The following is a 26,475-nucleotide window of genomic DNA, read 5'->3' as shown; positions in this document are numbered from 1 at the left end:
GCTTTTTTTGCGGGCAATTTAAGCAAAGCCTTGATTTATAAGGCTCGGGCGCGTGCCAGAGCAATCTATCAACAAAGTTATCCACAGAAACCTTGGAAGACTGTCAAAGCTTTTTTAAATCAAGCACTTACAGCGATGTCCGTAAATGTATCTTAGGAATATCTGGTTAACTATCCCCTCTGTTCTCCGAATCGAATGCCCCGCACATGAGGTACTGGCTCAGGATTGTTGTCGCCACCCCCGCCCACAGCAGCGTGGCCGGGCCGCTGACCTATAGAAGCGAGTGGCCGCTTCCGCCGGGAAGCCTGGTGCGCGTTCCGCTGGGCAAACGCGAAGTCCTGGGCGTGGTGTGGGAGGCGCTGCCGGACAGCGGCGACCTGCCGGAAAGCCAGTCCAGGGCGGTGCTGGGCGCGCTGGACGGCTTGGCGCCCCTTTCGGCCACCTGGCGGCGGCTGGTCGGCTTCACCGCCAGTTATTACCAGCGGTCGATTGGCGAGGTGGCACTGGCTGCGCTGCCGCCGCAATTGCGCGAACTGAGCACCGTGCAGCTGGCACGCCGCCTCAAGCGGCCGGTGGCCCCCGCGTCGGATGCCCCGGACACTACTGATTTAATAGCACTCAGCGCAGAGCAGGAAAGGGCCATCGCCGAATTTGATGCCGATACCCGGCCGGCCCTGCTGTTTGGCGCCACCGGCAGCGGCAAGACCGAGGTCTACCTGCGTGCCGCCGCCAAGGTGCTGGCCAGCGACGCCAGCGCCCAGGTGCTGGTGATGGTGCCCGAAATCAACCTGACGCCGCAGCTGCAGGCGCGTTTCGAGGAACGTTTTGCCCACCTGGGCAAGGCGCAGGTGGTGGCCATGCACAGCGGCCTCACGCCGGCGCAGCGGCTCAAGAGCTGGCTGGCCGCCCATGCCGGCCAGGCGCGGCTGGTGCTGGGCACCCGCATGGCGATTTTTGCATCCCTGCCCAATCTGCGCCTGATCGTCGTGGACGAGGAGCACGACCCGAGCTACAAACAGCAGGAAGGCGCGCGTTATTCGGCGCGCGACCTCGCGGTTTACCGCGCGATGCTGGAAAGCGCACGATCACAGGCAGGCGACAGTGAGGGCGCGGAGGCTTTTCCCTTACCAGCCGGGGCCGCGGAACCGGCTTTGCCGGGCCGCAGGCGCAGCGCCCCCCCGGGGGGAAGCGCAGTACGCGAAGCGACAAGCGTGGGGGCCTGTCGCGTCCTGCTGGGTTCAGCGACGCCTTCGCTGGAAAGCTGGCAGGCGACCGTGGTAGGCCGCTACCAGCGGCTGACCATGAGCGAACGGATAGGGGGCGCGGAACAACAGGGCAGCCTGCCGGCCGTCAGGCTGGTCGACATGAACCACCAGCCCAAACACTGCACCATCGCGCCGCCGCTGCTGGACGCGATCGCCCAGCGCATCGCGCGCGGCGAGCAGTCGCTGATTTTCCTGAACCGCCGCGGTTACGCGCCGGTGCTGGCCTGCCACGACTGCGGCTGGAAAAGCGAGTGCCCGCACTGCAGCGCCTTCCGGGTGTTCCACAAAATTGACCGTACCTTGCGCTGCCACCACTGCGGCTTCACCGAACGCGTGCCACGCGCCTGCCCGGCCTGCGGCAACATCGACATCGCGCCCGTGGGCAAAGGCACGGAGCGGCTGGAGGAACACATCGCCGAGCTGCTGGCGGGCGACCACCCGGTCCGGCGCCCCGACGGCAGCCCCTTGCGCATCGCACGCATCGATGCCGACACCACCCGCCTCAAGGGCGCGCTCGAATCGCAGTTGGCCAGTGTGCATGCGCGCGAGGTGGATGTGCTGGTCGGCACGCAGATGATTGCCAAGGGCCACGATTTTCGCCACATCACGCTGGTTGCCGCGATCAACCCCGACGGCGCGCTGTTCTCCAGCGACTTCCGCGCGCCCGAGCGCCTGTTCGGCCTGCTCATGCAGGCCGCCGGGCGCGCCGGGCGCGACGCCGACCATGGCGAGGCCAGCGAGATGTGGGTGCAGACTTTCCATCCGCAGCACCCACTGTTTGCCGCGCTCAAAAAACACGACTACCCGGCGTTTGCGGCGCAGGAACTCAAGGAGCGCGAGGCGGCCGGCATGTCGCCCTTCGGCTTTTCAGCCCTGGTGCGCGCCGAGGCCCGGGACCAGGCCGTGGCCCAGGGTTTTCTGAATGCAGCGGCAGCGGCCGCGCAGACACAACAACTTCCGGGCATGGAAGCGGTCACGCCTTACCCGGCCGTGCCCATGACCATCCAGCGTGTGGCCAACATAGAGCGCGCGCAAATGCTGGTCGAAAGCCCCTCGCGCGCCGCGCTGCAGCGCTTTCTGGCGGCCTGGCAGCCGCTGCTGCACCAGACCCGGCAACAAGGCGACTTCAAAAGCCTGGTGCGCTGGGCCATCGATGTGGACCCTTTGGCTATATAAAGCCCCATCGTTTAGAGCCCCCACGGTCGCTCACTGCGTGTAGCTCCCTGCCCCCCGAGGGGGCCGCTGCGCCTGCGGCCCGGCAAAGCCGGTTCCGCGGCCCCTGCTTGACTGAAGCCCCCTCACTCGTCGCTTTGTGTACTGCGCGGCCCTGCGTGATTCAAGAGCTCCTTGGGCGCTTTCTCAGGTCAGCAGGGCCACCGCGCCGGAGAAACTGAAGAAGGCCAGCACGGTGGACAGCAGGATGATGCGCGCGATGCGGCCGTTGTTGGCGCCAAAACGCTCGGCCAGCAGCGACACGTTGCTGGCGCTCGGCAGGGCGGCCACCAGCACGATCACCGTCAGGGCAAAAGGCTGCAGCGGCACGCCCAGCTGGATGGCGCCCAGGCCCATCAGCCCGACCAGCAACGGGTGCAGGACCAGCTTGATCAGCGCCACCGGCACATAGTCCCGCAGGGGAATGGTTTCCACGCTGGTCATCTGGGAGCGCGCCAGCACCGCGCCTATGGTGAACAGCGCCACGGGCGAGGCGGCATCGGCCAGCAGGACCACCGTCTGCAGCACCGGTGCCGGCAGGGCGAGCCCCAGGCCGGACGACAGAGCGCCGAGCAGGATGGCCCAGGGCATGGGGTTGAGCGCCACGCCCTTGAGCGCGTTTTTGGCGGCCACCTCCGCGCCATGGATGTCGGCCGAGTCCAGCCGGGACAGGGCGATACACAGCGAACTCGTGACCAGCAGGTCCACCACGATGGTGACGATGGCCGGCCCGGCCGCCTGCGCGCCCAGCAGCGCGACCAGCAAGGGCACACCCATGAAACCGGTGTTCGGGAAAGCCGCCACCAGCGCGCCGAAGGACGCGTCGTTCCAGCCGATGCGCCGGTTGCGCGTCACGGCAATCGTGAACACCACCATGATCAGCGCGCACAGCAGGTACACCGCCACCAGCCAGCCGTCGAGCAGCTGCGCCACCGGCGTGTTCGCGCCGAAGCGGTACAACATGCAGGGCAGCGCGAAATACAGCACAAAGGTGTTGAGGCCCGGAATCGCGGCCTGCGGCAGCAGCCCGCGCCGCGCCGCCAGGTAGCCACACAGCACCAGCGCAAAGAAGGGGAAGGTGACCAGGAGAATGCTTAGCACAAACCGTATTGTCACCGCCAAAGGGGCCGCCCCGCTGACTGGCTATGATGGCCCGCTTGCGTCCACTTTTTCAGCCGGCCCCGTGGCGGGCCGTTGTACCTGCTTCGGCCTTTCCTGCCCGCCCCTCTTCACCGCATGTCGTCCACCCCGCCCTCCGCATCGCCCCAAGCTCACGGCCTGAACCTCGCCCAGCAGGAAGCCGTCAACTACATGCACGGCCCCTGTCTGGTGCTGGCGGGCGCGGGTTCGGGCAAGACGCGGGTGATCACGCACAAGATAGGCCGCCTGATCCAGGCCGGCCTGCCGCCGCAGGAGATCGCGGCCATCACGTTCACCAACAAGGCCGCGGCGGAAATGCGCGAACGCGCCAAAAAACTGATCGGCCAGCCCGCCCGGGGCGTGCTGATCTGCACCTTCCACGCGCTGGGCGTGCGCATGTTGCGCCAGGACGGCGAGGTGCTGGGGCTGAAGAAGCAGTTTTCCATCCTGGACAGCGACGACGTGACCAGCATCTTGAAGGACGCCGGCGGCAGCACCGACGCCGCCACGGCGCGCCAATGGCAGTGGACCATCAGCGCCTGGAAGAACAGCGGCCTGAACGCGGCCCAGGCCGAAGCCCAGGCGGCCAGCGACGAGGACCGGCTGGTGGCCCGCGTCATGGCGCGATACGAAGAACGCCTGACGGCCTACCAGAGCGTGGACTTCGACGACCTGATCGGGTTGCCGCTCAAGCTGCTGCGCGAGCATGACGCGGTGCGCGACAAATGGCAGGCCTCGATGGGCCATGTGCTGGTCGACGAGTACCAGGACACCAACGCCACGCAGTACGAGGTGCTCAAGCTGCTGGTCGGTGCCAGGGGCCGTTTTACCGCGGTGGGCGACGACGACCAGTCGATTTACGGCTGGCGCGGCGCCACGCTGGACAACCTGAAAAAGCTGCCGCTGGACTACCCCCAGCTCAAGGTGGTCAAGCTCGAGCAGAACTACCGCTCCACCAGCGCCATCCTGCGCGCGGCCAACAACGTGATCGCGCCCAACCCCAAGCTGTTTCCCAAGACGCTGTTCAGCGAACTGGGCGAAGGCGAGCCGGTGCGCGTGGTCGATTGCGACAGCGAGGAGCACGAAGCCGAACGCGTGGTGGCGCGCATCCAGAGCTTGCGCGCCGAAGGCACGCTGCAGGCGGTGGGCGGCCAGCACAAGGAGTGGGGGGACTTTTGCGTACTGTACCGCGCCAACCACATGGCCAAGCCATTTGAAAAAGCCTTTCGCAAGGCCAACATTCCCTACAAGGTCTCGGGCGGGCAAAGCTTTTTCGACCGCGCCGAGATCAAGGACCTGTGCAGCTGGATGGTCCTGATGGTCAACAACGACAACAACGCGGCCTTCATCCGCTCCATCAAGACCCCCAAGCGCGGCATTGGCCACACCACCCTGGGCGCGCTGAGCACCTTTGCCGACCAGTACAAGCTGAGCCTGTTCGAGTCGCTGTTCAGCAACTCGCTGAGCGCGGTGCTGCCGGCCAAGGCGGTCGGCTCGCTGCACGAATTCGGCCGCTACCTCAACGATCTGGAATACCGCGCCAGACGCACGGTGGGCGCCGAAGACGCACGCGCTTTCCTCACCACCTGGCTCAAGGAAATCGACTACGAAAAACACATCTACGACAGCGAGGACAGCGAGAAAGTCGCCGCCGCGCGCTGGACCAACGTGATGGATTTCTGCGACTGGATGGCGCAGCGCTGCGGCGGGCAGATCGACGACACGTCCGGCGCGGTGGTGGCAGCGGAAACCAAAACCATGCTGGAGGTGGTGCAGACGATTGCCCTGCTGTCGACCATCAGCGAACGCGAAGGCGACCAGAACGTGGTGACGCTGTCCACGCTGCATGCGGCCAAGGGGCTGGAGTGGCCGCATGTGGTGCTGGCCGGCGTGAACGAGGGCCTGCTGCCTTTCAAGCTCGATGACGACGACGGCAGCAACACCGAGAACATCGCGCAGCGCCTCGAAGAAGAGCGCCGCCTGATGTACGTGGGCATCACCCGCGCCCAGTACACGCTGGCCGTCAACTGGCTGCGCCGGCGAAAAAAGGGGCGCGACACCGTCGCCGGCATCCCGAGCCGCTTCATTGCCGAGATGGGTCTGGACAAGGCCACGGTCAGGGAAGACCCGCGCGAAAAAATCAGGGCGCTGCGGGCCGAGTTTGCCAAACGCGCCGCCGACAGCGCCGAAGCCAACCAGCTTGCCGAGGCGGCCCGCGACGCTGGCTAAGCCCTTACAGTGCACACCCGATGAAAAAATCACCTTCGCTCAAATTTGCTCTGCTTTTCATAGCTGTCAGCGCCTTGTCCATGAGGGCTTATGGCCAGAATGACGCCCAAAAGCAGCTTGGTCCAGTCAACCCGGCGGCGGCCGCCTCCTGCCCGCCCGTCCAACAATTCAAGCCGGCGCAAATCCATGGGACATGGCGGGTCAGGTTCACGCCTGCGCCGGCGGGTTTGCCAGCGGACGCCACACTGCAACTCCAGCGGCACGCAGAGTTCAGCGAGAGCGTGGCCGGCTTCGTCAACCGCGAGCTGGCCCCCACAGCCGACAAACCCGCCCAGGGCGGCCACGCGGCCAGGGCGCAGCTGGCCGGCGACCTGGAAGACGGGCACCTGACCCTTGACGAGTCCTCCAACGGCATCAGCATCACCGGGGCCTGGAACGGCAAAATGGTGGAAGGCACATGCGGAAGAAAAATCACGGGCACCTGGAAAGACATGAGCAGCAACGCGCCGCCCGACGCGCCCGATGTGCCGTTCACACTGGAAAGGTTGTCCGGATGGTAGTCATCAGCACACCCGAACGCAGGCGCCTTGCAGCGCCCTGGCTGTATGCAGCGCTGCTGGCCTCTGGCGCGGCGCAGGCCCAGACCGGCAGCGCCGCCCCCACCCTGCAGGAGCGCAACAACCGCCAGGGCTAACAGGCCTGCCACGCCATGAGTGGCGATGCCGCTGCGCAACTGGCCTGTTTCAAGAACTGGGCGGTCTCGCAATTGCCGGCGGACACGCCGCCGCCCAGCCTGACCACCGCGCCGGCCAATGCCGACACCGGGCAGAAGTCCGCCGAGGTTCTGCGTCTGCCGGCCATGGCCACCGAAGCCCCGGATGGCAAGAAAACCGGCTGCCGCAATGCCAGGTACTCCGAACTGTCCCGCTTTTGGGAACTGCAGCGCGGCTCGGACTGCGACACCTTCGGCCTGCGCGGCTACCGCCCCATCAGCCTGATGTGGTCGGGATCAAACAGCATCAACAACCAGCCGAGCTCGCCGGCGCCGGGATACTCGGCGAGCACGCCCTCCAACTACAGTCGCAACGAGACCCGGCTTCAGCTGTCAGTCCGCACCAAACTCGCCAAGGGCCTGCTGGTCTCGGGCAGCGGAGATGAATCCGGCAACGATTCGCTGTGGTTCGGCTACACCCAGCAAAGCTACTGGCAACTGTTCAACAGCGCGGCTTCGCGTCCGTTCCGGACCACCGACCACGAGCCCGAGCTGGTGTACATCTATCCGCATCAGATCGATCTGCCCGGCGGCTGGAAGTACCGCCTGAGCGGCCTCGGCCTGCACCACCAGTCCAACGGCCAGGGTCTGCCGCAATCGCGCAGCTGGAACCGGGTCTACCTCATGGGTGCGGCAGAGAAGGCGCTGGGCGGCGACGCCGGTCTGACACTGCAGGCACGCGTCTGGCAACGCGTGCGCGAACGCTCGGGTCAGGACGAAAACCCCGACGTCTCCGACTCCATCGGCCGGGCCGAGCTGGCCGGGCACTGGCAGGTCAACCGCACACACACCCTGGGCCTGACGCTGCGCCATTCGCTCAAATCCGAAGCGCGCGGATCGGCCCGGCTGGAATGGATGAAGGCGTCCACCTCGATCGCCGGCAGCGCCGCCCTGCGCTACCACGTGCAACTGTTCAGCGGCTACGGCGACAGCCTGGTCGACTACAACCGCCGCCGCACGGTGCTCAGCGTCGGACTGAGCCTGGTGGACTGGTAGCGGGCTGGCCAGCGGTCGGGGCGCGCTGCGGCAGGCGAAGAAAGGCAGGAACGGTTTGCCCGCCGGGCCCCGGCCGGGCTGAAGCAGCCGGCGCGGCTTTTTCCTCATCAAATCAGCCTCCAGTCCAACAGGAACGGGCGCATACAGCTATTTATTTGATAGCAAAAGCCGCCATCAGGTGGCGAACCCCGGCAGATCAGGTGTTTGCGGTTAATCAAGGGACGCGTCGCGCGGCAGGGCTAAGCTGACCTGCGGTTCAGCGGGAGCCGCGTGAAGGGGAAGACCGTGGAGAGACCCGAAGTCATCCGGAAGACGGCACGCGATCTGCGCGTGCCGCCCAACCTGTCCAGCTACGACGCAGAGTGCCGCGACTTCTCCTGGGACGCGGCCCGGCGGGCGCTGCAGGGCCTGCCCGACGGCGGCCTCAACATCGGCTTCGAGGCCGTGGACCGCCATGCCACAGGCCGCCTGCATGATCACATTGCGCTGCGTTTTGTCGCGCGCAACACACCGCCGCTGGACCTGCGTTACGGCGACCTTGCGCGGCAGACCAACCGCTTTGCCAACGTGCTGCAGGGCCTGGGCGTCGGCAAGGGCGACCACCTGTTTGTCATGGCCGGGCGTATTCCGGAGCTGTACATCACGGTGCTCGGGGCGCTGAAAAACGGCACGGTGGTCACGCCGATGTTTTCGGCCTTCGGGCCCGAGCCGATGGCCACACGCATCAACATCGGCGCCGGACAGGTGCTGGTGACCACCGACCTGATCTACCAGCGCAAGGTCAGGGCCATGCGCGGGAAGATGCCCACGCTGCACCATGTGTTGCTGGTGTCCGAAGACGGCGGCATCACGAACGAACCGGACACGCTGGACCTGGCCACGCTGATGCGCAACGCGTCCGATGTCTTCACCACGGTGGCCACCCAACCGGAAGACCCCGCGTTGCTGCATTTCACCAGCGGCACCACCGGCACGCCCAAGGGCGCCCTCCATGTGCATGGTGCGGTGGTCGCCCACCATGCCACCGGCCTTTACGCGCTCGACCTGCACCCCGGTGACCGCTACTGGTGCACCGCCGACCCGGGCTGGGTCACCGGCACGTCTTACGGCATCATCGCGCCGCTGCTGCATGGCGTGACCTCGCTGATTGACCGCGAGGAGTTCGACGCCGGGCGCTGGTACAGCCTGCTGGAGCAGGAGCGCATCAGCGTCTGGTACACCGCGCCCACGGCGATCCGCATGCTGATGAAGTCCGGCCTGGAGGCGGCGCAAACGCACCGTTTCCCTGACCTGCGTTTTGTCGCCAGCGTCGGCGAGCCGCTGAACCCCGAGGCCGTCTGGTGGGGCAAGCAGGCGCTCGGCCTGCCCATCCACGACAACTGGTGGCAGACCGAAACCGGCGGCATCATGATCGCCAACACGCCGGCCTTCGACATCAAGCCCGGTTCCATGGGCCGGCCGCTGCCCGGCATCAAGGCCTGCATCGTCGAACATCTCGAAGCCGAAGGCGAGCCGCCGCGCGTGCGCGTGATCGACACTCCCGATGTTGAAGGTGAACTTGCGCTCAAGGCCGGCTGGCCTTCGATGTTTCGCGGCTACCTCAATAACGAGGCGCGTTACCGCAAGTGTTTTGCGGGTGATCTTTACCTCACGGGCGACCTGGCGCGGGTGGACGCCGACGGTTACTACTGGTTTGTGGGACGCAGCGACGACGTCATCAAGTCGGCCGGCCACCTGATCGGCCCCTTTGAGGTCGAAAGTGTTCTGATGGAACACCCGGCCGTGGCCGAAGCCGGTGTGATCGGCAAGCCCGACCCGGTGGTCGGCGAGGTGGTCAAGGCTTTTGTCTCCCTCAAGGACGGGCACGCGCCTGACGAGGCCCTGCGCATGGACATCCTCGCGCACGCACGCAAGCGCCTGGGCGCGGCGGTGGCACCCAAGGAGATTGCGTTTTTGACTGTGCTGCCGCGCACGCGCAGCGGCAAGATCATGCGCCGTCTGCTCAAGGCGCGTGAACTCGGGCTGCCCGAAGGCGACACCTCGACGCTGGAGGATGGGGCATGAGCCGCCGGGCCGCTCCCAAGGCGAATACCGCAGCGCACAGCGCGGAGGCTTGCCCCACGAGCGCCGCCGGGCCGCCCCAGGGAAAAACGGCCCCCGAGGGGCTGGAGCCTGCGGCTCCCAACCTGCCTGCGCAGGTTGGGCCAGGCAACAGAGGCGAAGCGTCCCGCGAGCCGCGGCCTGCAAGGCCCCGTGCAGCACACGCAGTGGCAAGCCTGGGGGCGAGCAGCATTCAAGTGCCTGCACCGCCCAGCGGCCCGGTCCCTTGGGACAAGGCCTTTTCCCTGAACATGCTGGCCGACATGCTGCGCATCCGTCGCATGGAAGAGAAGTGTGCCGAGCTTTACGGCCAGCAGAAGATCCGCGGCTTTCTCCATCTCTACATCGGCGAGGAAGCGGTGGCCACCGGCGCCCTGCGCGCGCTTCAAACCCAAGACAACGCGGTGGCGACCTACCGCGAGCATGGTCATGCGCTGCTGCGCGGCGTCAGGATGGAGGCCATCATGGCCGAGATGTATGGCAAGCAGGAGGGCTGCTCGCGCGGGCGAGGAGGCTCCATGCATTTGTTCGACCGTGCCCGCCGGTTTTATGGCGGCAACGCGATTGTGGGTGGCGGCCTGCCGCTGGCGGCAGGGCTGGCGCTGGCCGACAAAATGCTCCAGCGCCAGGCGCTCACCGCCTGCTTCTTTGGCGAAGGCGCAATGGCCGAGGGAGCGTTTCACGAAGCGGCCAACCTCGCCGCGTTGTGGCAGTTGCCGGTGCTGTTTTGCTGCGAGAACAACCTGTACGCCATGGGCACGGCGCTGGCGCGTTCGGAGTCGCAAACCGATTTGTGCGTCAAAGCGGCATCCTATGGCATGACCACCGTGCGTGTTGATGGCATGGATGTGGTGGCCGTGCACGAGGCGGTGCAGCGCGCCGCGCAGCAGGTGCGCACCGCGGGCCGACCGGTGTTCATGGAACTGCAAACTTACCGTTTTCGTGCACATTCGATGTTCGACCCCGAGCTCTACCGGGACAAGGCCGAGGTCGAGGCCTGGAAAACGCGCGGCCCCATCCACACCTTCACCGCGCGCCTGAAGGCCCAGGACAGCCTGACGGAAGAAGAATTTCTGGCCCTCGATGCTGCAGCCCAGGCCGAGGTCGACGCAGCCGTGGCGTTTGCCGAAGCCGGCAGTTGGGAGCCCGTCGCTGACCTGCAGCGCGATGTCCATACGCCGTCTCCACTCCCTCTTCCTCGGACAGAGGGCAGGGGTGAGGGCCTTGGGCGTGCGAAGGGCCCTCACCCTAACCCTCTCCCGGAGGGAGAGGGGACAGGAGGGAGGATGTGATGACAAGGCGTATCAGCTACCGCGAGGCTTTGCGGGAAGCGCTGCGCGAAGCCCTGCAGGGCGACCCGCGCGTCTTCCTGATGGGCGAAGACGTGGGCCGCTACGGCGGAACCTATGCGGTGTCCAAGGGCCTGCTCGACGAGTTCGGCCCTGAGCGCATCCGCGACACGCCGCTGTCCGAGCTCGGCTTCGTCGGCGCCGGCATAGGCGCCGCGCTGGGCGGCATGCGGCCGGTTGTCGAGATCATGACGGTCAACTTCAGCCTGCTTGCACTCGACCCTATCGTCAACACGGCGGCCATGCTGCGCCACATGTCGGGCGGGCAGTTTTCGGTCCCCATCGTGATCCGCATGGCGACTGGCGCCGGTCGCCAGGTGGCAGCCCAGCACTCGAACAGCTTCGAAGGCTGGTATGCCCATGTGCCTGGCCTCAAGGTGCTCGCACCCGCCACGGTCGAAGATGCGCGCGGCATGCTGGCGCTGGCACTGGCCGACCCGGACCCGGTGCTGATCTTCGAACACGCGCAGCTGTACAACCTGGAGGGCGAGTTGCCGGACGATGCGTCGCCGTCGTCGGACATTTGCAGCGCGCGCGTGCGCCGCCCGGGCACCGACGTGAGCCTGATCACCCACGGCGGCAGCCTGCCCAAGGTGTTGCAGGCGGCGCAGGAACTGGCCGGACTCGGGATTTCCGCCGAGGTGATTGATCTGCGGGTGCTGCGCCCGCTCGATGATGCAACGCTCATGGCCTCGGTCCGCAAATGCCGCCGCGCGGTGGTGGTGGACGAAAGCTGGCGCTCGGGCAGCCTGGCCGCCGAGATCATGGCGCGCATCATGGAGCAGGCTTTCTTCGACCTCGACGCCCCGCTGGCGCGTGTGTGCAGCGAGGAAGTGCCGATTCCGTACGCCCGCCACATGGAAGAGGCCGCCCTGCCGCAGGTGCCGAAGATTGTGGCCGCCGCACGCGCCCTGTTCGGGAGCACCCCATGATCGAATTCAAGCTGCCCTCGCTGGGCGCCGACATGGATGAAGGAACGCTGCTCAGCTGGCATGTGAAACCGGGCGATGCCGTCAAGCGCGGCCAGGTGGTGGCCGTGGTGGACACATCCAAGGCGGCGGTCGATGTCGAGATCTGGCAGGACGGCGTGGTCGCCGAGTTGCTGGTGCACGCCGGCGAGAAGGTGCCGGTGGGCACCGCGCTGGCCACGCTGCTGGCCCCCGGTGAGGTAGCCGCCCCTGCAGGGGCCCCGGCACCTGGATCCGGGCCGCTCGCTGCACCTGCTGCTCCGCCGCAGCCGGTCACGCCACAGGTGCAGGAAGCTCAACCAACAAGCATGACGGCACGGCATCCGGTGTCACCCGCCGCGCGCAAGCGTGCGAAGGAGCTCGGCCTCGATCCCGACAACATGAAAGGAAGCGGCACACAGGGCGCGGTCACGCTGGCCGACATCGAGGCTGCGGCAGCGGGACGTGTGACGCCTGCGCCGGCGGCAAGCACGCCGGACCGCCAGAAGGAAATGCGCAAGGCCATTGCCGCAGCCATGAGCCGCTCCAAGCGCGAAATTCCGCACTACTACCTGAGCGACACCATTCCGATGGCCGCGGCGATCGCCTGGTTGCAACAGCGCAACGAGGGCGTGGCGATCACCGGGCGCATGCTGCCCGCCGTGCTGCTGCTCCACGCCGTAGCCGTGGCTCTGCGCCGCGTACCCCAGCTCAACGGCTTCTACCGCGACGGTGCGTTCCAGCCGTCCAGGGCCGTGCATGCCGGCGTGGCGATTTCGCTGCGCGGCGGCGGGCTGGTGGCGCCCGCCCTCCACGATGTGGGCGACAAACCGCTGGCGCAGCTCATGCACGAACTGGGCGATCTGGTCAGGCGCGCACGGGCCGGCTCGCTGCGAAGTTCGGAGATGAGTGATCCGACCATCACCGTGACGAATCTGGGCGATCAGAGTGTGGAGACGGTCTTCGGCGTGATCTACCCGCCGCAGGTGGCGCTGGTGGGCTTCGGCAGTCTGGCCGTGCGGCCCTGGGTGCAGGACGGCAAGGTGTGCGCGCTGCCGCTGCTCACGGCCACGCTTGCCGCCGATCACCGGGCATCGGACGGCCACCAGGGCGCGCTGTTTCTGGCCGAACTGCGTGACCTTCTGCAGCAGCCCCAAATACTGGCTGAAAACATCGCGCCTGCGGCGAACCAGGAAGGAACCGGCACATGACGAACGACCGCCCGGCCTTGACCGCTACCGTCCTGGGCATCCTGCGCACGATTGCGCCGGAAGTCGAACCCGAAGCCTTCGACCCCGCCCGCCCGCTGCGCCATCAGGTCGATCTGGACTCCATGGACTGGCTCAACTTTCTGGTGGCGCTGCATGAGCGCTTGAGCGTCAGCATCCCGGAGGCGGACTACGCCCAGCTGGTGACCCTCGACAATGTGCTCGACTACCTGCTGGCCCGGCCGGGGCCGGCAGGTGGGTGAAGGTTTTTCGTCCCCTTCCCGCGTTTGATTTATACCGGCGCGTAGCCCGGATTGGGCAACACGGCCGTGAGCTTGGGCGTATTGAGCTTGCGGGCACTGATCTTGCCACCCCGTGCCTTGAGCCAGATCTCCACGACCTCCGACATCTGCTTGTTGCCCTGGTTCCTGGCTTCTTCGGCGACCGGTGCCCAGCCGGCCACCTTGTACTTCTTGTCGGCCTCGATCAGCTTGCCGTTGAGACGCATCTCGTCGATGCGCTTGCCCATGCCGGCCAGCGGGTTGCAGCTGTATTGCAGGCCACCCACGCGCACCATGTCGCCACCCTGCTGGTAATAGGGGTCGGGGTTGAACAGGTTGTCGGCAACGTCTTCCAGAACGGTCTTGATGGTCTCACCCGACATCTCGGTCAGGGTGGCATACGAATAGGTGGTGGCCGTCATGTCCATCACCCATTCACGCGTGATGGCCTGCCCCGGCAACAGGCTGGTGCCCCAGCGGAAACCCGGTGAAAACGCGATGTCGGCCCCCTGGACATCCATCAGTGCATCGACCAGCAACTGGTCACCCGTGCCGTTGAAGTTGCCACGGCGGTACAGCGTGCCTTCGGTGATGGCCAGCTTCTCCGACAGCTTGGCCTCATACGGTGCGCGTATCCTGGTGATCAGTGCATCCATCTCGCGGTCGGCCGGCAGCATGTTGGCGAAAACAGGCAGCAGTTTGTAGCGGAAATCGCTGACCTTTTTGTCTTTGACATCAAAGTCGAGCACGCCCAGGAACTTGCTGTTCGAGCCGGCGTTGGTCACAATGGTTTTGCCGCCCTTGTTGCTCACCAGCGAAGCCACCGGCATGCCGTCGTGCGTGTGGCCGCCCATGATGGCGTCTATGCCTGTGACCCGGCTGGCCATCTTGAGGTCCACGTCCATGCCGTTGTGGGACAAAACCACCACGACCTGCGCGCCCTTGCCGCGCGCCTCATCGACCATCTTCTGCATGTTCTCGTCCTGGATGCCGAAGGCCCAGTCGGCGACCATGTAGCGCGGATTGGCAATCGGCGTGTACGGGAAAGCCTGCCCGATGATGGCGCAGGGAACGCCATTGATTTCGCGGATCACATAAGGCTTGAACACCGGGTCGCCAAAGTCATTGGTCTTGACGTTTTGGGCGACAAAGTCAACCTTGCCCGCAAAGTCCTTCTCGATGATTTCCTTCACGCGCTCCATTCCCAGCGTGAACTCCCAGTGACCGGTCATGACATCCACGCCCAGCAGCTTGCAGGCGTCGACCATGTCCTGGCCATTCGTCCACAAGGCGGTGCCCGAGCCTTGCCAGGTGTCGCCGCCGTCGAGCAGCAACGCACCCGGGCGGCTGGCCTTGAGGCGCTTGACCAGCGTCGCCAGATGCGCAAACCCGCCCACTTTGCCATAACGGCGCGCCGCCTTCTCATAGTCCAGGTAGGTCAGCGCGTGGGCCTCGGCCGTGCCGGGCCGTACCTTGGCCACCTTGAGCAGGTGTTCGCCGACCAGATGCGGCAGGTTGCCCTTCATGCCGCCAATGCCCAGATTGACATTGGGCTCGCGGAAGTAAATCGGCTTGAGCTGGGCATGACAATCCGTCATGTGCAGAAACGACACGCTGCCGAACTTGGGAATGTCGTAGAGCCCGTTGGAGGCCGTCGCGGCATCCGCTTCGGCGTAAGTGCCCAAGCCCATGCCCGCCATGGTGCCTGCACCCAGGACCTGGAAAAATTCGCGTTTTGTTAAATTCATAAATCTGCAACTACTGAAGTAAAGAAAAATAAAAAGACCCGGGACGGACCCGGGTCGGATTCAAATTACTGGTTGACCGGCGATTTTGGATCCAGCAACAGGGCCATGACATTCTTGACCTGCTGTTCGGTCAGGAAGCCATTGTGGCCAGCTCTCGGCATTTGCGAGCAGGCGTTGTAGGCCCGCGCGTTCCAGATCTTGCCCCAGGTGTATTCCACGATGGGCTTGGACGCCGGGTTGGCCGGATCCGCCACACCGCGCAGCTTGCCGTAGTTGTACAGGCTCGGGCCTATGGTGCCAAAGGAAATCTCCTGCTTGCTGATCTGATGGCAGTTGTAGCAGTTGCCGCCATTGACCGAACCGGCCTTGTCGGTCCATGTCATGCCGCGTCCATCCTGGGCGATTTTCTCGCCCTCTTTCCAGTCGCCCAGAAATTTGCCGTCGGACGGCCACTTGATGGCTTTGAGGTTGGCGGCTTCTATCGCTGCGGCCACTTTTTCATTGATCGGCTTGCCGGCCACATCAGCCGCACTGCATTCGCGGTTCGCATCATCCTGGACCAGACGATCCACTTTGGCTTGACCTTCGTCACGAAACGACGCCTTGGTGATTTCGGCGGTCAGTTTGTCCAGATCGGCGCCGGAGGGCATGATGGCACAGCCGGCCAGAAAAACTGCAAGGGCTGGTACAAGGTATTTAATGGTTTTTTTCATGATGCTGTCTCCTTAACGCTTGAGGGCCGGGGCAATCGACTCGCCGCCCTTGCCGTTGACACCCATATAGACACCGAGCGCGATGGTCGCATCGCTGCCAAACAGGGGATAAGGAAAGCGCTGCTGCCGGTAGCAGTCGTTCAGACGCAGCTGCATGCCCCACAATTGCCCGTTGGAGACGCGGTAAGCCGGCCAGGCGCCAAACCCATTGCCGGCGCCCGGCTGTTTGGTCAGGTTGGGCAGGTCCTGCAGACGGATGCGCTTGTCGTCCGTGCCATGGCACGAGGCGCAGGCAAAGTCATGGGTGCCACCCCGGGCGAAGAAAAGCCGCTTGCCCACTTCATACATGGTTTTTTCCTGCACATGGTCTTGCGGCAGGTCGAATTTCATGCCTCTGGATTCAGCCGATATCCAGGCCACCAGCGCCGTCACGTTGGTTTGCTCGCCCTTGCCGAAAGGCGTCTTGGCAATCTCGGCAGCATTGAAACCCTGCAGGTTTTCCATGCAGGTGAGCAGGCGGGACTCCAGATCCTGTACCCGCCTGGTATCCGCAAAATAACGCGGCAATTCCACAAAAGCACCCTTGACCACGCCGGGGCCCTTGCCCAGGTCGCACTTTTCAAGCGACTCCTTTTTGGCACCGCGTTTCTGCTTCCAGAGGTCCTGGCCCTTGGCTTCAAACAATTCTGCCGGGTTACCGTCCTGCAGCATGGCGCGGTATTCAGCAATGCCCTCTGCAGCAGACTTCTGCGCCAGCACGTTGCCTGCCATGGCAGCAGCCACCGCGGCCGTGATCAGTAGTTTTGCTCGTGTCATTGTCACCTCTTGAATTTGTTATGAAGCCAAACGCAAATGGAGAAGAGCATGCCCTTCTCCATTACCAACACGGGATCTGGAAGCTCAGGAAACCGTTGCTTCGTCAGTCCGGCTTTCGCCCTTGTTGTCTTTCCAGCTCACGCCGACTTTATCACCGGCCTTGGCACCCTTGACGCTGAACTGCAGGAACGGATTTTTCGAAACCGCCGGCCCCCATTCTGCCGTCATGACGGTCTTGCCGTTATGCGTGGCGGTGACTTCGGCGATATGCCAGGCCGGCACAAGCTTGCCTGCCGAGTCCTTGCGCTGGCCGGACTCCATTTCGTGGCTCATCAAAACACGGACGGTTGCATTGCTGCCTGCTACCTGGGCGCGAATACGCATCGGATCTGCCATTTTTTACTCCTGAATCTGTATTGAATTGTTCAAAAAAAAGGGGCGCTCAGCCGCCGCAACCGCCAAGCGTGACCTTGACTTCTTTTTTTGCAAAAAATGCCTTGCCATCCGCCATCACAGCCACGGCATACACGTCCGAGGACTGGCCCATCTTGGCGCGCGTGGCGAAGTTTGGCTCGACGCTGTCGGTCATGTTGAACAGTGCCACCAAAGCGGATGGGTTCTTCTCGACCAGAATCAGAATCTGCTTCACACCGGGCAGCGAGGTACTGGCGGTCAATGGAACCACAGCACCGTTTTCAGCAATATCGGGGCCGCCAATGGTGACGTCTTTGCTCTCGACCGGTGCGCCAGCGCCCAGTGCCTTCAGCACGTCCGCCGGCGTTTTGGCTTCGAACGCGGCCTTGTTGTAGGCCGCCATTGCATACTGGGGGAACAAGCCAGTGGATGCCAGCAGGCCCGCAACGATGGCGCCATGTTTGAGTGTCTCGCGACGAGTTTGCATGTTAAGTCTCCTTGATCAAGTTGATACTAATATAAGAATACAAGCTGTGCACTGGTATTTTCCCGGTCTTCATTTTCCCGCACCCGAAGCCAGCCAAGCACCAATGGTCTTGGCTTCCGCATCGCTCAAAGCCTGCGCCGGCATGGGCATGGACCCCCAAACCCCGACACCGCCCGCCTTCACCTTCCCCGCGAGATACTCGGTCTTCCCGGCATGCTTCTTGGCAATGTCCAGGAAACTGGGGCCGATGATCTTTTTGTCAATGGAATGACAAGCCGTACAACTGTATTTTTGCGTCAACGCTATCGCCGCCTTGCCGTCAACACCAGCCGGGTCGGTCCTGGCGGCTGGTTTAGCGGGCGCCGCCTCGGCAGCTTTCTGCGCGACAGCCGCCTCGGCCGCTGCTGCTGCACCCGGCACCAGCGCCTTGCCCTCCGGCCTGGTCGTGTCAACGCCACGCTGAGGGCCAACCGGCCGGTTTTGCTCCGCAAGATTTCCATGTGCGTTGCGTGCAAAGTCTGGCAGGAAGGATGCCACCTTGGGCTCGGGCGTGCAGTCCTTCATGCAGGCCACATTTTTGGCATCGGGGCTGGCCGTGCCGCCAAATTCACTGCCTGGCCACATCGCGTGTTTGGTCGTCATGCCATTGCGGTTGGGCATGCGATTTTGCACTTCGGCCATGTTTTTGTCGGACAGAGTGAAGTCGTCCGGAACAATGCCTCCGAGATTCAGCATAAAGGCCGTGACGGCATACACTTCTTCGGTGCTGAGCGACTTCGGGGCCGTCCAAGGCATGGCGCGGTTGATGTAGTCCCACAAGGTCGAAAGTGTGGGCACCTTCATCAAGGTGGTACGCCCCGGATAGGTCGTGTTCATGAGATTGGCAACACGACCCTTTTTGATGTCTTCGGCCGTGGTTCCACCCACGATCGGGCTGAATACTTCGCCTGATTCGCCAAAAATCCCGTGGCAGGACGCACACTTGCCTTCCCAGACAACCTGGCCTTTGGCCACCGTACCCGAACCCGCCGGCAGACCCTTGAAGTCCGGCCGCACGTCGATATCCCATGCGGCGACTTCCTTGGGCGTCGCGGCGCGTCCCACCCCCGGGTAGGCACCGGCAGTCTGCGCGCCCGCGAAGCTGACCGCGGCCAGCATGGCAGCAGCCAAAACTGCTTTACGAAACCTGGACATTTTTCACCTCGCCATTTTCCTGAACCAACCAAGACTGGATCGCATTGTTGTGATAGATCGAGCGCGTGCCGCGCACCGCGCGAAGCTGCTTGTAATTCGGCTGGACGTAACCGGTGTCATCCATGGCCCGACTCTGGATGATGGCTGGCTTGCCGTCCCATACCCAGTCGAGGCTGAACCGTGTCAGCGCCTTGGTCAGCACCGGTGACTCCAGCCGCGCTGTGCGCCAGTTTCGGCCGCCATCGACCGACACATCGACCCGCTTGACTTTGCCGCGACCCGACCATGCCAGGCCGCTGATGCTGTAGAAGCCCTTGTCCAGCAAGACCTGTCCGCCCGACGGCGTCGTCACAACACTCTTGCACTCCTGGATGCTGGTGTACTGGCGATGCGTGCCGTCAGGTTGCAAATCGATGTAGTGAATCGCCTCATCCTTGGCGGCATAAGGCTTGTCACCCACCTCCACACGGCGCAGGTACTTGACCCAGCTCACGCCCTGCACACCGGGCACGATCAGACGCAGCGGGTAACCCTGCTCGGGGCGCAACATTTCACCGTTCTGGCCGTAAGCCACAAACACTTCGCCGGACTTGATCAGGCTCATGGGAATGGTACGCGTCATCGAGGAGCCATCGGCACCTTCGGCGAGCACAAATTTGCCGTTTTTGAGGTCGGCCCCTGCCAGCTCGAGCAAGGTAATGAGCGGCACACCGGTGAACTCACTGCATGAAATCATGCCGTGGGTGTACTGCACCGTCGGCACAGCCACATTGCCCCATTCGACCGCCGTATTGGCGCCGCATTCGATAAAGTGGAAGCGCGACACCGAAGGCAGACGCATGATTTCGTCCAGCGTGAACACCTTGGGCGACTTGACCATGCCGTTGATCATGAAACGGTGCTTGGACGGATCAATATCCCACCAGCCTTGATGGTGTCGCTCGAAATGCAGGCCACTTGGCGTGACGATGCCAAACAGCGACTGCAATGGCGAGAACGACACCGAGGCCTGCGGGGTCTGGGTCAGACCTGGACTCTGGCGGCGCTGCACATTCGCCTCATATTTGGACGGCTTGCCATAGCCACCATCGGAGGCCACGGGCTGACCCAAGCCCTTGCTGTGCTCAGGCAAATTCAGGATGTTGGTATCGCCGCCTTCAGCCGGCACCGGATTTCCCTGCGCCAGCGCTACCGGAACGGCCAGCCCCGCTGCCGCAGCGGCGAATGCGCTACGGATGAAGTCGCGACGCCCGTGGCGGGCCTCTGCGACCACCGTTTTGATGCCGTCCCGGCTCAAAAAGCTCTCGGGCGCCTTCAGGACTCTTCCTGAGCTCAAATCGTCTGGATTCACACAGTTTCCTTTGATAAATAGTCAGGGCCTGACTCCGCATCTCCACCCGGATCTGCCGGGTCAGCCCGCATGCACCTTGCAATCCTGATTGCCAACCCATGGCGCTCAGGGAATAAACCACATTTCTTCCCCACACTGTCGATTCAACCGCGATGCTGCAAAAAATCAACGCCTCGCGACGCGGCGCCAGCATCAATTTCCGCAAAGTCTGGGTCTTTTTACAGATTCCAAATATTCGGATGCACGAATATATATGATAAGTTGAAATTGGCGTCGAGGGTTTTCACTGATCACCGGGAATTTGAGTCAGCTATTTGAAGCGGTAGTGGTCGCGATTCAGGACGGCCGAGATCGCCGTCACCTCTTCAGGGAATAGCCCCAGGTTGAGCTCGGTGTTGCACGACTCCACCATCCCACGCAAAACGCCCGGAGCGTTGACGCGTCCGGCGGGTCGGTAAATGGCACTGCCATCGCCGCCTACCTTCTGCTGATGACATGCCGCACACTTGTGCTCCGCAATCAGCTGCTCACCCAACTTGAGGTCGGCGCCCTGGTACAGCGCCGGCATTTGCGCGCTGGCGGAAGTCAGGGCCAGCAGCAGGAGAAGGGGAAAAGTGGATGTGATCATGGAGCGTTAGCGTACCGGAAGAAGTCCATTCAATGCAATACCTTGCAAGCCGCCAGACACCCGGCGCAAGCCGAAGGCCGGATGGCATTTTTCGCCATGGGATAGCCCTCAATAACAGAAGGGGCTGATGGTCCAAACCTTCAGCCCCTTCAGACCTGCGGTTTACAGCTTCCAGCCGTAGGCGATGCCGATGGCGTTCTGCTTCATTTTGAGGTTGACCGGATAGCCTGCGACAGATTGGCCGTTGCCATTGGCAACGCCGCTGACGCCCTTGCTGAACGCATGCATGTAGCTCATGCTCAATTCCGCCTTGTTGGCCAGCGTCCAGGTCGCTCCGAGCGTGACATGCTGCTCGACCGTCGCCGGCGCAAGAATGTTGAAGTAGGTGTTCTGGCTGGTAATCGGCATCTTGCCGTGGTTGTAGCCCGCACGCAGCGTCAGGTTCTTGCTGTATTCATGCGACACGCCGAGCTTGAGAACCGTCATGTCGTTCCAGCCAAAGCCGGAACCATTGGCAGGACCCATGGGGGTTCCGGAGACAGCAGGAAAGAGCGTGCCGGGGTTCGAGATGGACTTGATGCCGCCGTAATTGATTTGGTTCACATCAAGCGCCACGGTGGTTTTGGGCGTGGCCTTGACCGCCACCCCAAAGCCATAACTTTCAGGAATATCGAAACCGCCTTCTTCGGCCAGCAGGCCTTTGTATCGGTCGAGCTTCGACATTTTGGTGCGACTCTGGTAGACCGCGCCCAAGGTGACGGTCGGCGATACCTGACCCGTCCAGCCCAGCTTCAGGCCGACCCCGGTTGATGAATCCTTGCCCCGATTGGTCACCGAGCCGACATAGCGGCTGTTATTGGCATTGTCGAAGGCCTCGAGGCCTTTGGCTTCGAAGGTCTGGTAGACCAGGTTCAAGGAAGCGCCGAACGAGTGGCTGCCTATCTTTTTCGAGATCGTCGGAGCGATGAACAATTGCTCAAGGTTGGTGTAGGTATGGGAGCCGGCCGAGGTGATGAGATTGGTGCCATAGTTGGTATTCATGCCACCATTGCCATACACCACCACACCGGCCGCCAGGTCGCTGCTCAGCATGCGGTTGTAGCCGAAATCCGGAACCAGGAAGTTGCGCTGGCCGCTGCGGTAGTCGCCGGCAGCGACGCCCTGGTACGCGGAGGTATAGGTCACGGTCCGGTCTGGCATGAACAGGTCCGCGCCGAAGTCGACGCGACCGCCCACATCAACCATGCCAGCCGGGTTGGTTGCTGCGGCCAGAGCATCCTGCGGCAAAGCGATGCCAACCCCGCCCATGCCTTTGGCTTTGATACCAAAGCCATGTGAAAAATAGCCATTGGTGGCCATGGCCGCCGTCAGGGGGCCCGCAATGATGGCGAACGCGGCCAGATTACGAACCGCTTTTGCTGTTTTTGACTTGTTCATCAATTGTCTCCTGTTAGTAGTGGTTTTCAAGCTGTTAATCGGTCAGAACTCACCCTTGGCGCCGCGGTCCATCATTTGGTAAATGGTTTCGCGGACCTTCCAAGCCTCCTCTTTCAATGGCGATGGCAGCTTGCGCCCCATCTTGACCATCATGTCCATGTTGAGCGTGTAGATCCACAGACCATCGTCGCGCTCAACCACGGTCAGGCGGCAAGGAAGGTACGCCCCCATGTGCGGACTGAAGTCCACCATCATGCGCGCCGTCACGGGTGAGCAATAGGAGTAGACCTTGAGGAATTTCTGCTTGGTCCCGGTACGCGCCTCCAGCTCTTTGGACAGAGGCAGCTCGCCCACGCTCTTCATGTTTTTTTCCGCCGAAATCTGGGAGAAAACCTGCTCGATGTCGGCAACTGTCACGCCGGTCTTGACCTTGCGCTCCCAGGTGGTCGCCACTGCGATGTCGCCTTCAGCTTCAATCCAGCGATCCCACATCTTGCTGGCTTCGGCACCGGCGCCGCTTTCAAGCTTTCCCATCGTATTGATGGTGCCGCAACCGGTCAATAACATGGCCGCCAGCAAGGGTAGCCATTTCGAAAAATTTGTCAAAGCGTTCACCAGCAGTTCCTTGTTCAATAGGTTTGTCGTCGATAGGGGGTCGACATCAGCAGCAGAAAATTCCACGTTACCAATGTGCAGCGATAGTGCGTCAGCAATCATTTTTCGGCCACTGGGAACAACCCTATACCCTGGGGGGTAGGGTATTTAAACAACAACAGGACCTGCGTTCTACAGGCGGCTATCTGGCAAAATCAGCGCAGATCAACCATCGCGACAATGGATTCACATGGCAACCAAAGGCACCCCGCGTAGACCCGAGGCTCCAGCCCCGGTTTCCTCCTACCGTGACGATCACCAGAAGGATGTGGTTAACCGCTTGCGCCGTATCGAAGGGCAGGTGCGGGGATTGGTCGAGATGATCCAGAGCGGACGGTCATGTGAGGAAGTGGCGCTGCAAATGTCTGCTGCGCGCAAGGCCATGGACAAGACTTTTTACCGCATGATGGCCTGCTCCCTGATGGAGGCCGTCCACGAATCCACAACCGATGCGCAAGCGATTGTCGAGGTGGAGCGTGCGGCGCACCTGCTGGAAAAATTTGGCTGACATCGGGTGGACAACAGCACCTCCCGCGAGGCCTGCACTCATCTGGCCCAGCCCGGACACCGTGTTGATCCTGGGCTGAGTCCGGCACAGGACGGGTTTGCCCTCGCGTCCCTGCGTTACAAGGCGGCCCCGCGCCGGGGCCGGCCCACTTACCTGCCTTTTTCTGCTTACTTGGCGCCGGCGAGTATCCACGCAGCCAGCGTCGCCGCCTCGGCATCACTCAGGCCAGCCTGTGCCGGCATCGGAATCGGACCCCATTTGCCGGAACCGCCCTTCTTGATGCTGGCGACCAGATTGGCCTCGGCATCCTTGTTGCCTGCGTATTTTTTGGCTACGTCCTGGTAGGCAGGGCCCACCAGTTTTTTCTCGGCAGCGTGGCAGGCCATGCAGGCCTTCTGGCTGGCGAGTTCCTTGTTGGCAAACGCGGGGGCTGAAACCAGCGCAGTGACAGCGATGAGGATGGGGGCGAATTTCAAGATCAGTCTCCTGGGAAATGGATAAAAAAAACAGACTCTATATCAGTCTTCGCTAATTTAACGGAGTTTTGATGTTTGCCGCGACCAAGATGCATCCATCTGGTCAGGGAAATCCCCAACCCTCAGACGTACCGGGCGCTCATGGCCTCCAGGCTGACAGGCTTGATGCGGCTGCCCATGCCGGCGCAGCCAAACGCCTCGAAACGCGCCTTGACAATGCCACGTGCTGCATTCTTGGCTGCCACCAGCGCCTTGCGCGGATCAAACTCGCTGGGCTGCTGCGCGAATACCCGGCGCATGGCGCCGGTCATGGCCAGCCGGATGTCGGTGTCGATGTTGATCTTGCGCACGCCACTCTGGATGCCGCGCTGGATTTCCTCCACCGGCACGCCATAGGTCTCCTTGATGTCGCCGCCAAACTGGCGAATGATCTCCAGCCATTCCTGCGGCACGCTGGAAGAGCCATGCATCACCAGATGCGTGTTGGGGATTTGCGCGTGAATAGCCACGATGCGGTCCATGGCCAGAATATCGCCGGTAGGCTTGCGGGTGAACTTGTAGGCACCGTGGCTGGTGCCAATGGCAATCGCCAGCGCGTCAACACCGGTTTTCTCGACAAAGTCTTTGGCCTGCACCGGGTCGGTCAGCATCATGTCGTGCGTGAGTTTGCCTTCGGCGCCGATACCGTCCTCCTCACCGGCCTCGCCGGTTTCCAGCGAGCCCAGGCAACCGAGCTCGCCTTCCACGGACACGCCAATCGGGTGCGCCATCTCGCACACGCGGCGGGTGATGGCCACGTTGTAGTCATAGCTGGCGGGCGTCTTGCCGTCCCCCATGAGCGATCCGTCCATCATCACGCTGGTAAAGCCGGAACGAATGGATTGCTGGCAGACGGCGGCCGAGGTACCGTGGTCCTGGTGCACCACCACGGGAATGTCGGGGTGTGTCTCCACCGCTGCCAGCATCATGTGGCGCAAGTAGGCTTCACCGGCATATTTGCGGGCTCCGGCCGACGCCTGCAGGATGACCGGGCTGTCCGTCTCCTGCGCCGCTTCCATGATGGCGATGATCTGTTCGAGGTTGTTGACATTGAAAGCAGGTACGCCGTAGCCGTTTTCGGCAGCATGGTCCAGCACTTGGCGAAGGGAAACAAAAGCCATGGGAATCTCCTGAAAATTTAAACAAAATCAGCTTCCAGCCCCCGCGACATATGCGCAAGCAGCTATTACATTAATAGCAAATTACTCGACCGCGCGTTTCTGCAATATCTCGAATGCCGGCAAGGTTTTGCCTTCCAGCACCTCGAGAAAAGCACCGCCGCCGGTGGAGATATAGCCCACATCCTTCTCGATGCCGTACTTGGCGATGGCGGCGAGCGTGTCACCCCCGCCGGCAATGCTGAAGGCGCTGGATGCGGCAATGGCCTGAGCAATCACCCGGGTACCGTTCTCGAACGCCGCAAATTCAAAAACACCCACCGGGCCATTCCAGACAATGGTGCCGGCCTGTTTGAGCCGTTCGGCCAGCCGCTTCGCCGTCTCGGGGCCGATGTCCAGGATCAGGTCGTCGTCCGCCACGTCGGCGGCCGGTTTGGTGGTGGCGACGGCGTCGGCGCTGAAGGTCTTGGCGGTGACCACGTCGGTCGGGATCGGCACTTCAGCGCCACGCGCTTTCATGGCCTCGATCACGGCTTTGGCCTCAGCCAGCAGACCGGGTTCGGCCAGGCTTTTGCCGATGTTCAGGCCCGCGGCGAGCATGAAGGTGTTGGCGATGCCGCCGCCCACGATCAGTTGGTCTACGTTTTTGGCCAAGGCTTGCAGAATGGTCAGCTTGCTCGAGACCTTGCTGCCCGCCACGATGGCCACCAGCGGGCGCTTCGGGTTGGCCAGCGCCGTGCTGATGGCGTCAATTTCAGCCGCCAGCAGCGGCCCGGCGCAGGCGATCGGCGCGTACTGCGCAATGCCGTAGGTGCTGCCCTCAGCCCGGTGCGCGGTGCCAAAGGCGTCGTGCACAAAGATGTCGCACAGGGCCGCCAATTTGCGGGCCAGCGCTTCGTCGTTCTTTTTCTCGCCGACGTTGAGACGGCAGTTTTCCAGCATCACCAGTTGACCGGGTTTGACGTCCACACCATCGACCCAGTTGGACACCAGCGGCATATCGCGGCCGAGCAATTCGCCCAGACGTTTGGCCACCGGGGCCAGCGAATCTGCGGGCTTGAAGGCGCCCTCGGTGGGGCGGCCCAGGTGGCTGGTGACCATCACCGCGGCGCCAGCATCGAGCGCCATCTGGATACAGGGCACGCTGGCGCGGATGCGGGTGTCTTCGGTGATGCGGCCAGCCTCGTCTTGCGGAACGTTCATGTCGGCGCGGATAAAGACGCGCTTGTCGATCGCCAATCCGCTTTTCACGATGTCGCTAAAACGCAAGACGTTCACGGTGCCCGTCCCGCGGTCCTGCCCACAACGCGCACCATCTCCAGACACTTGTTGGAGTAACCCCACTCGTTGTCATACCAGGCGACGATCTTGACGAAGGTGCTGTCCAGCGCGA

The 26,475-nt window shown here is 63.1% G+C and carries 25 protein-coding genes and 1 pseudogene; 11 read left to right on the top strand and 15 right to left on the bottom strand.

Annotated elements, in window-relative coordinates; translation table 11 throughout:
- The first annotated feature begins 206 nt into the window (after positions 1-206).
- A complete protein-coding gene (gene priA, locus PSV40_RS05310) occupies positions 207-2,441 on the top strand; it encodes a primosomal protein N' (RefSeq protein ID WP_300535133.1) in 2,235 nt (744 codons plus the stop codon).
- A 183-nt stretch (positions 2,442-2,624) separates the two neighbouring features.
- Here priA and PSV40_RS05305 read toward each other — a convergent pair whose 3' ends face one another.
- Complete coding sequence (locus PSV40_RS05305; protein ID WP_300535131.1) at positions 2,625-3,578, bottom strand: AEC family transporter; 954 nt, start codon at positions 3,576-3,578, stop codon at positions 2,625-2,627.
- Between the two features lie 135 nt (positions 3,579-3,713).
- Between PSV40_RS05305 and PSV40_RS05300 the strand changes: the two genes are divergently transcribed.
- From PSV40_RS05300 to PSV40_RS05260, 9 genes are all read left to right on the top strand, one after another.
- Positions 3,714-5,846 (top strand): ATP-dependent helicase, encoded by a 2,133-nt coding sequence (locus PSV40_RS05300; RefSeq protein WP_300535128.1) that lies wholly within the window; start codon positions 3,714-3,716, stop codon positions 5,844-5,846.
- A 20-nt stretch (positions 5,847-5,866) separates the two neighbouring features.
- On the top strand, positions 5,867-6,406 hold the full coding sequence (locus tag PSV40_RS05295; protein ID WP_300535126.1) for a hypothetical protein: 540 nt from the start codon (positions 5,867-5,869) through the stop codon (positions 6,404-6,406).
- Positions 6,400-6,540, top strand: coding sequence for a hypothetical protein (locus PSV40_RS05290; RefSeq protein WP_300535124.1), 141 nt, complete (start codon positions 6,400-6,402; stop codon positions 6,538-6,540). The genes PSV40_RS05295 and PSV40_RS05290 overlap by 7 nt, the downstream gene beginning before the upstream one ends.
- A gap of 15 nt (positions 6,541-6,555) precedes the next feature.
- Complete coding sequence (locus tag PSV40_RS05285; protein ID WP_300535122.1) at positions 6,556-7,614, top strand: phospholipase A; 1,059 nt, start codon at positions 6,556-6,558, stop codon at positions 7,612-7,614.
- Between the two features lie 285 nt (positions 7,615-7,899).
- Entirely contained in the window at positions 7,900-9,678 is a 1,779-nt protein-coding gene (gene acsA / locus PSV40_RS05280) for an acetate--CoA ligase (protein WP_300535121.1), read from the top strand.
- 287 nt (positions 9,679-9,965) lie between these two features.
- Positions 9,966-11,006 (top strand): pyruvate dehydrogenase (acetyl-transferring) E1 component subunit alpha, encoded by a 1,041-nt coding sequence (gene pdhA / locus PSV40_RS05275; RefSeq protein WP_366914962.1) that lies wholly within the window; start codon positions 9,966-9,968, stop codon positions 11,004-11,006.
- The gene (locus PSV40_RS05270) at positions 11,006-11,995 is read left to right on the top strand and encodes an alpha-ketoacid dehydrogenase subunit beta (RefSeq protein WP_300535117.1); all 990 of its coding nucleotides are present in this window, start codon (positions 11,006-11,008) and stop codon (positions 11,993-11,995) included. The genes pdhA and PSV40_RS05270 overlap by 1 nt, the downstream gene beginning before the upstream one ends.
- On the top strand, positions 11,992-13,221 hold the full coding sequence (locus tag PSV40_RS05265; RefSeq protein WP_300535115.1) for a dihydrolipoamide acetyltransferase family protein: 1,230 nt from the start codon (positions 11,992-11,994) through the stop codon (positions 13,219-13,221). Before PSV40_RS05270 ends, PSV40_RS05265 begins: the two co-directional genes overlap by 4 nt.
- Positions 13,218-13,481 (top strand): acyl carrier protein, encoded by a 264-nt coding sequence (locus PSV40_RS05260; protein WP_300535113.1) that lies wholly within the window; start codon positions 13,218-13,220, stop codon positions 13,479-13,481. The genes PSV40_RS05265 and PSV40_RS05260 overlap by 4 nt, the downstream gene beginning before the upstream one ends.
- 29 nt (positions 13,482-13,510) lie before the next feature.
- Here PSV40_RS05260 and soxB read toward each other — a convergent pair whose 3' ends face one another.
- The 10 genes from soxB to PSV40_RS05210 all read right to left on the bottom strand — a co-directional run bounded on the left by soxB (position 13,511) and on the right by PSV40_RS05210 (position 22,968).
- Positions 13,511-15,247: a thiosulfohydrolase SoxB gene (soxB, locus tag PSV40_RS05255; protein ID WP_300535111.1), complete on the bottom strand. Its 1,737-nt coding sequence runs from the start codon at positions 15,245-15,247 to the stop codon at positions 13,511-13,513.
- 65 nt (positions 15,248-15,312) lie between these two features.
- On the bottom strand, positions 15,313-15,960 hold the full coding sequence (soxX, locus tag PSV40_RS05250; RefSeq protein WP_300535108.1) for a sulfur oxidation c-type cytochrome SoxX: 648 nt from the start codon (positions 15,958-15,960) through the stop codon (positions 15,313-15,315).
- A gap of 12 nt (positions 15,961-15,972) precedes the next feature.
- The gene (gene soxA / locus PSV40_RS05245) at positions 15,973-16,776 is read right to left on the bottom strand and encodes a sulfur oxidation c-type cytochrome SoxA (protein WP_300535106.1); all 804 of its coding nucleotides are present in this window, start codon (positions 16,774-16,776) and stop codon (positions 15,973-15,975) included.
- Between the two features lie 84 nt (positions 16,777-16,860).
- On the bottom strand, positions 16,861-17,172 hold the full coding sequence (soxZ, locus tag PSV40_RS05240) for a thiosulfate oxidation carrier complex protein SoxZ (protein ID WP_300535103.1): 312 nt from the start codon (positions 17,170-17,172) through the stop codon (positions 16,861-16,863).
- Between the two features lie 46 nt (positions 17,173-17,218).
- Positions 17,219-17,677, bottom strand: coding sequence for a thiosulfate oxidation carrier protein SoxY (gene soxY / locus PSV40_RS05235; RefSeq protein WP_300535100.1), 459 nt, complete (start codon positions 17,675-17,677; stop codon positions 17,219-17,221).
- A gap of 69 nt (positions 17,678-17,746) precedes the next feature.
- Positions 17,747-18,871, bottom strand: a complete 1,125-nt coding sequence (locus tag PSV40_RS05230) for a c-type cytochrome (protein WP_300535097.1) — start codon at positions 18,869-18,871, stop codon at positions 17,747-17,749.
- Positions 18,855-20,222 carry a sulfite dehydrogenase gene (gene soxC / locus PSV40_RS05225; protein ID WP_300535095.1) on the bottom strand — a complete coding sequence of 456 codons (1,368 nt, stop codon included), beginning with the start codon at positions 20,220-20,222 and terminating at the stop codon, positions 18,855-18,857. Before soxC ends, PSV40_RS05230 begins: the two co-directional genes overlap by 17 nt.
- Before the next feature lie 310 nt (positions 20,223-20,532).
- Positions 20,533-20,850 carry a hypothetical protein gene (locus tag PSV40_RS05220; RefSeq protein WP_300535093.1) on the bottom strand — a complete coding sequence of 106 codons (318 nt, stop codon included), beginning with the start codon at positions 20,848-20,850 and terminating at the stop codon, positions 20,533-20,535.
- 162 nt (positions 20,851-21,012) lie between these two features.
- Positions 21,013-22,287 carry an outer membrane protein transport protein gene (locus tag PSV40_RS05215; protein ID WP_300535091.1) on the bottom strand — a complete coding sequence of 425 codons (1,275 nt, stop codon included), beginning with the start codon at positions 22,285-22,287 and terminating at the stop codon, positions 21,013-21,015.
- Positions 22,288-22,329: 42 nt separating this feature from the next.
- Positions 22,330-22,968, bottom strand: a complete 639-nt coding sequence (locus PSV40_RS05210) for a DUF302 domain-containing protein (RefSeq protein ID WP_300535088.1) — start codon at positions 22,966-22,968, stop codon at positions 22,330-22,332.
- A 163-nt stretch (positions 22,969-23,131) separates the two neighbouring features.
- Between PSV40_RS05210 and PSV40_RS05205 the strand changes: the two genes are divergently transcribed.
- Positions 23,132-23,449: a metal-sensitive transcriptional regulator gene (locus tag PSV40_RS05205; RefSeq protein WP_300535085.1), complete on the top strand. Its 318-nt coding sequence runs from the start codon at positions 23,132-23,134 to the stop codon at positions 23,447-23,449.
- Between the two features lie 167 nt (positions 23,450-23,616).
- On the opposite strand, the gene PSV40_RS05200 is transcribed toward PSV40_RS05205, so the two are convergent.
- From PSV40_RS05200 to PSV40_RS05185, 4 genes and pseudogenes are all read right to left on the bottom strand, one after another.
- Complete coding sequence (locus PSV40_RS05200; RefSeq protein WP_300535083.1) at positions 23,617-23,925, bottom strand: c-type cytochrome; 309 nt, start codon at positions 23,923-23,925, stop codon at positions 23,617-23,619.
- Positions 23,926-24,047: 122 nt separating this feature from the next.
- Positions 24,048-25,085, bottom strand: coding sequence for a class II fructose-bisphosphate aldolase (gene fba, locus PSV40_RS05195; RefSeq protein ID WP_300535080.1), 1,038 nt, complete (start codon positions 25,083-25,085; stop codon positions 24,048-24,050).
- A gap of 81 nt (positions 25,086-25,166) precedes the next feature.
- Positions 25,167-26,360, bottom strand: coding sequence for a phosphoglycerate kinase (locus PSV40_RS05190; RefSeq protein ID WP_300535077.1), 1,194 nt, complete (start codon positions 26,358-26,360; stop codon positions 25,167-25,169).
- Positions 26,357-26,475, bottom strand: a pseudogene (locus PSV40_RS05185) (type I glyceraldehyde-3-phosphate dehydrogenase); the annotation flags it as partial. The pseudogene PSV40_RS05185 and the gene PSV40_RS05190, both read right to left, overlap by 4 nt.

Origin of the sequence: Polaromonas sp., from assembly GCF_029945925.1 — a bacterium.
Lineage (GTDB): Bacteria > Pseudomonadota > Gammaproteobacteria > Burkholderiales > Burkholderiaceae_C > Polaromonas.
Note: the sequence above shows the minus strand (reverse complement) of the source record. Positions and strands in the feature narration are given on the sequence as shown.

Excerpts from the sequence above, each read along its gene's own strand:
- PSV40_RS05230 (WP_300535097.1), bottom strand. The coding sequence starts at position 18,871 with ATGTCCAGGTTTCGTAAAGCAGTTTTGGCTGCTGCCATGCTGGCCGCG.
- priA (WP_300535133.1), top strand. The coding sequence starts at position 207 with ATGAGGTACTGGCTCAGGATTGTTGTCGCCACCCCCGCCCACAGCAGC.
- PSV40_RS05260 (WP_300535113.1), top strand. The coding sequence starts at position 13,218 with ATGACGAACGACCGCCCGGCCTTGACCGCTACCGTCCTGGGCATCCTG.
- soxX (WP_300535108.1), bottom strand. The coding sequence starts at position 15,960 with ATGAAAAAAACCATTAAATACCTTGTACCAGCCCTTGCAGTTTTTCTG.
- PSV40_RS05265 (WP_300535115.1), top strand. The coding sequence starts at position 11,992 with ATGATCGAATTCAAGCTGCCCTCGCTGGGCGCCGACATGGATGAAGGA.
- PSV40_RS05300 (WP_300535128.1), top strand. The coding sequence starts at position 3,714 with ATGTCGTCCACCCCGCCCTCCGCATCGCCCCAAGCTCACGGCCTGAAC.
- soxB (WP_300535111.1), bottom strand. The coding sequence starts at position 15,247 with ATGAATTTAACAAAACGCGAATTTTTCCAGGTCCTGGGTGCAGGCACC.
- soxY (WP_300535100.1), bottom strand. The coding sequence starts at position 17,677 with ATGCAAACTCGTCGCGAGACACTCAAACATGGCGCCATCGTTGCGGGC.
- PSV40_RS05205 (WP_300535085.1), top strand. The coding sequence starts at position 23,132 with ATGGCAACCAAAGGCACCCCGCGTAGACCCGAGGCTCCAGCCCCGGTT.
- soxA (WP_300535106.1), bottom strand. The coding sequence starts at position 16,776 with ATGACACGAGCAAAACTACTGATCACGGCCGCGGTGGCTGCTGCCATG.
- PSV40_RS05270 (WP_300535117.1), top strand. The coding sequence starts at position 11,006 with ATGACAAGGCGTATCAGCTACCGCGAGGCTTTGCGGGAAGCGCTGCGC.
- PSV40_RS05295 (WP_300535126.1), top strand. The coding sequence starts at position 5,867 with ATGAAAAAATCACCTTCGCTCAAATTTGCTCTGCTTTTCATAGCTGTC.
- PSV40_RS05285 (WP_300535122.1), top strand. The coding sequence starts at position 6,556 with ATGAGTGGCGATGCCGCTGCGCAACTGGCCTGTTTCAAGAACTGGGCG.
- PSV40_RS05220 (WP_300535093.1), bottom strand. The coding sequence starts at position 20,850 with ATGATCACATCCACTTTTCCCCTTCTCCTGCTGCTGGCCCTGACTTCC.
- PSV40_RS05290 (WP_300535124.1), top strand. The coding sequence starts at position 6,400 with ATGGTAGTCATCAGCACACCCGAACGCAGGCGCCTTGCAGCGCCCTGG.
- pdhA (WP_366914962.1), top strand. The coding sequence starts at position 9,966 with ATGCTGGCCGACATGCTGCGCATCCGTCGCATGGAAGAGAAGTGTGCC.
- fba (WP_300535080.1), bottom strand. The coding sequence starts at position 25,085 with ATGGCTTTTGTTTCCCTTCGCCAAGTGCTGGACCATGCTGCCGAAAAC.
- PSV40_RS05215 (WP_300535091.1), bottom strand. The coding sequence starts at position 22,287 with ATGAACAAGTCAAAAACAGCAAAAGCGGTTCGTAATCTGGCCGCGTTC.
- soxZ (WP_300535103.1), bottom strand. The coding sequence starts at position 17,172 with ATGGCAGATCCGATGCGTATTCGCGCCCAGGTAGCAGGCAGCAATGCA.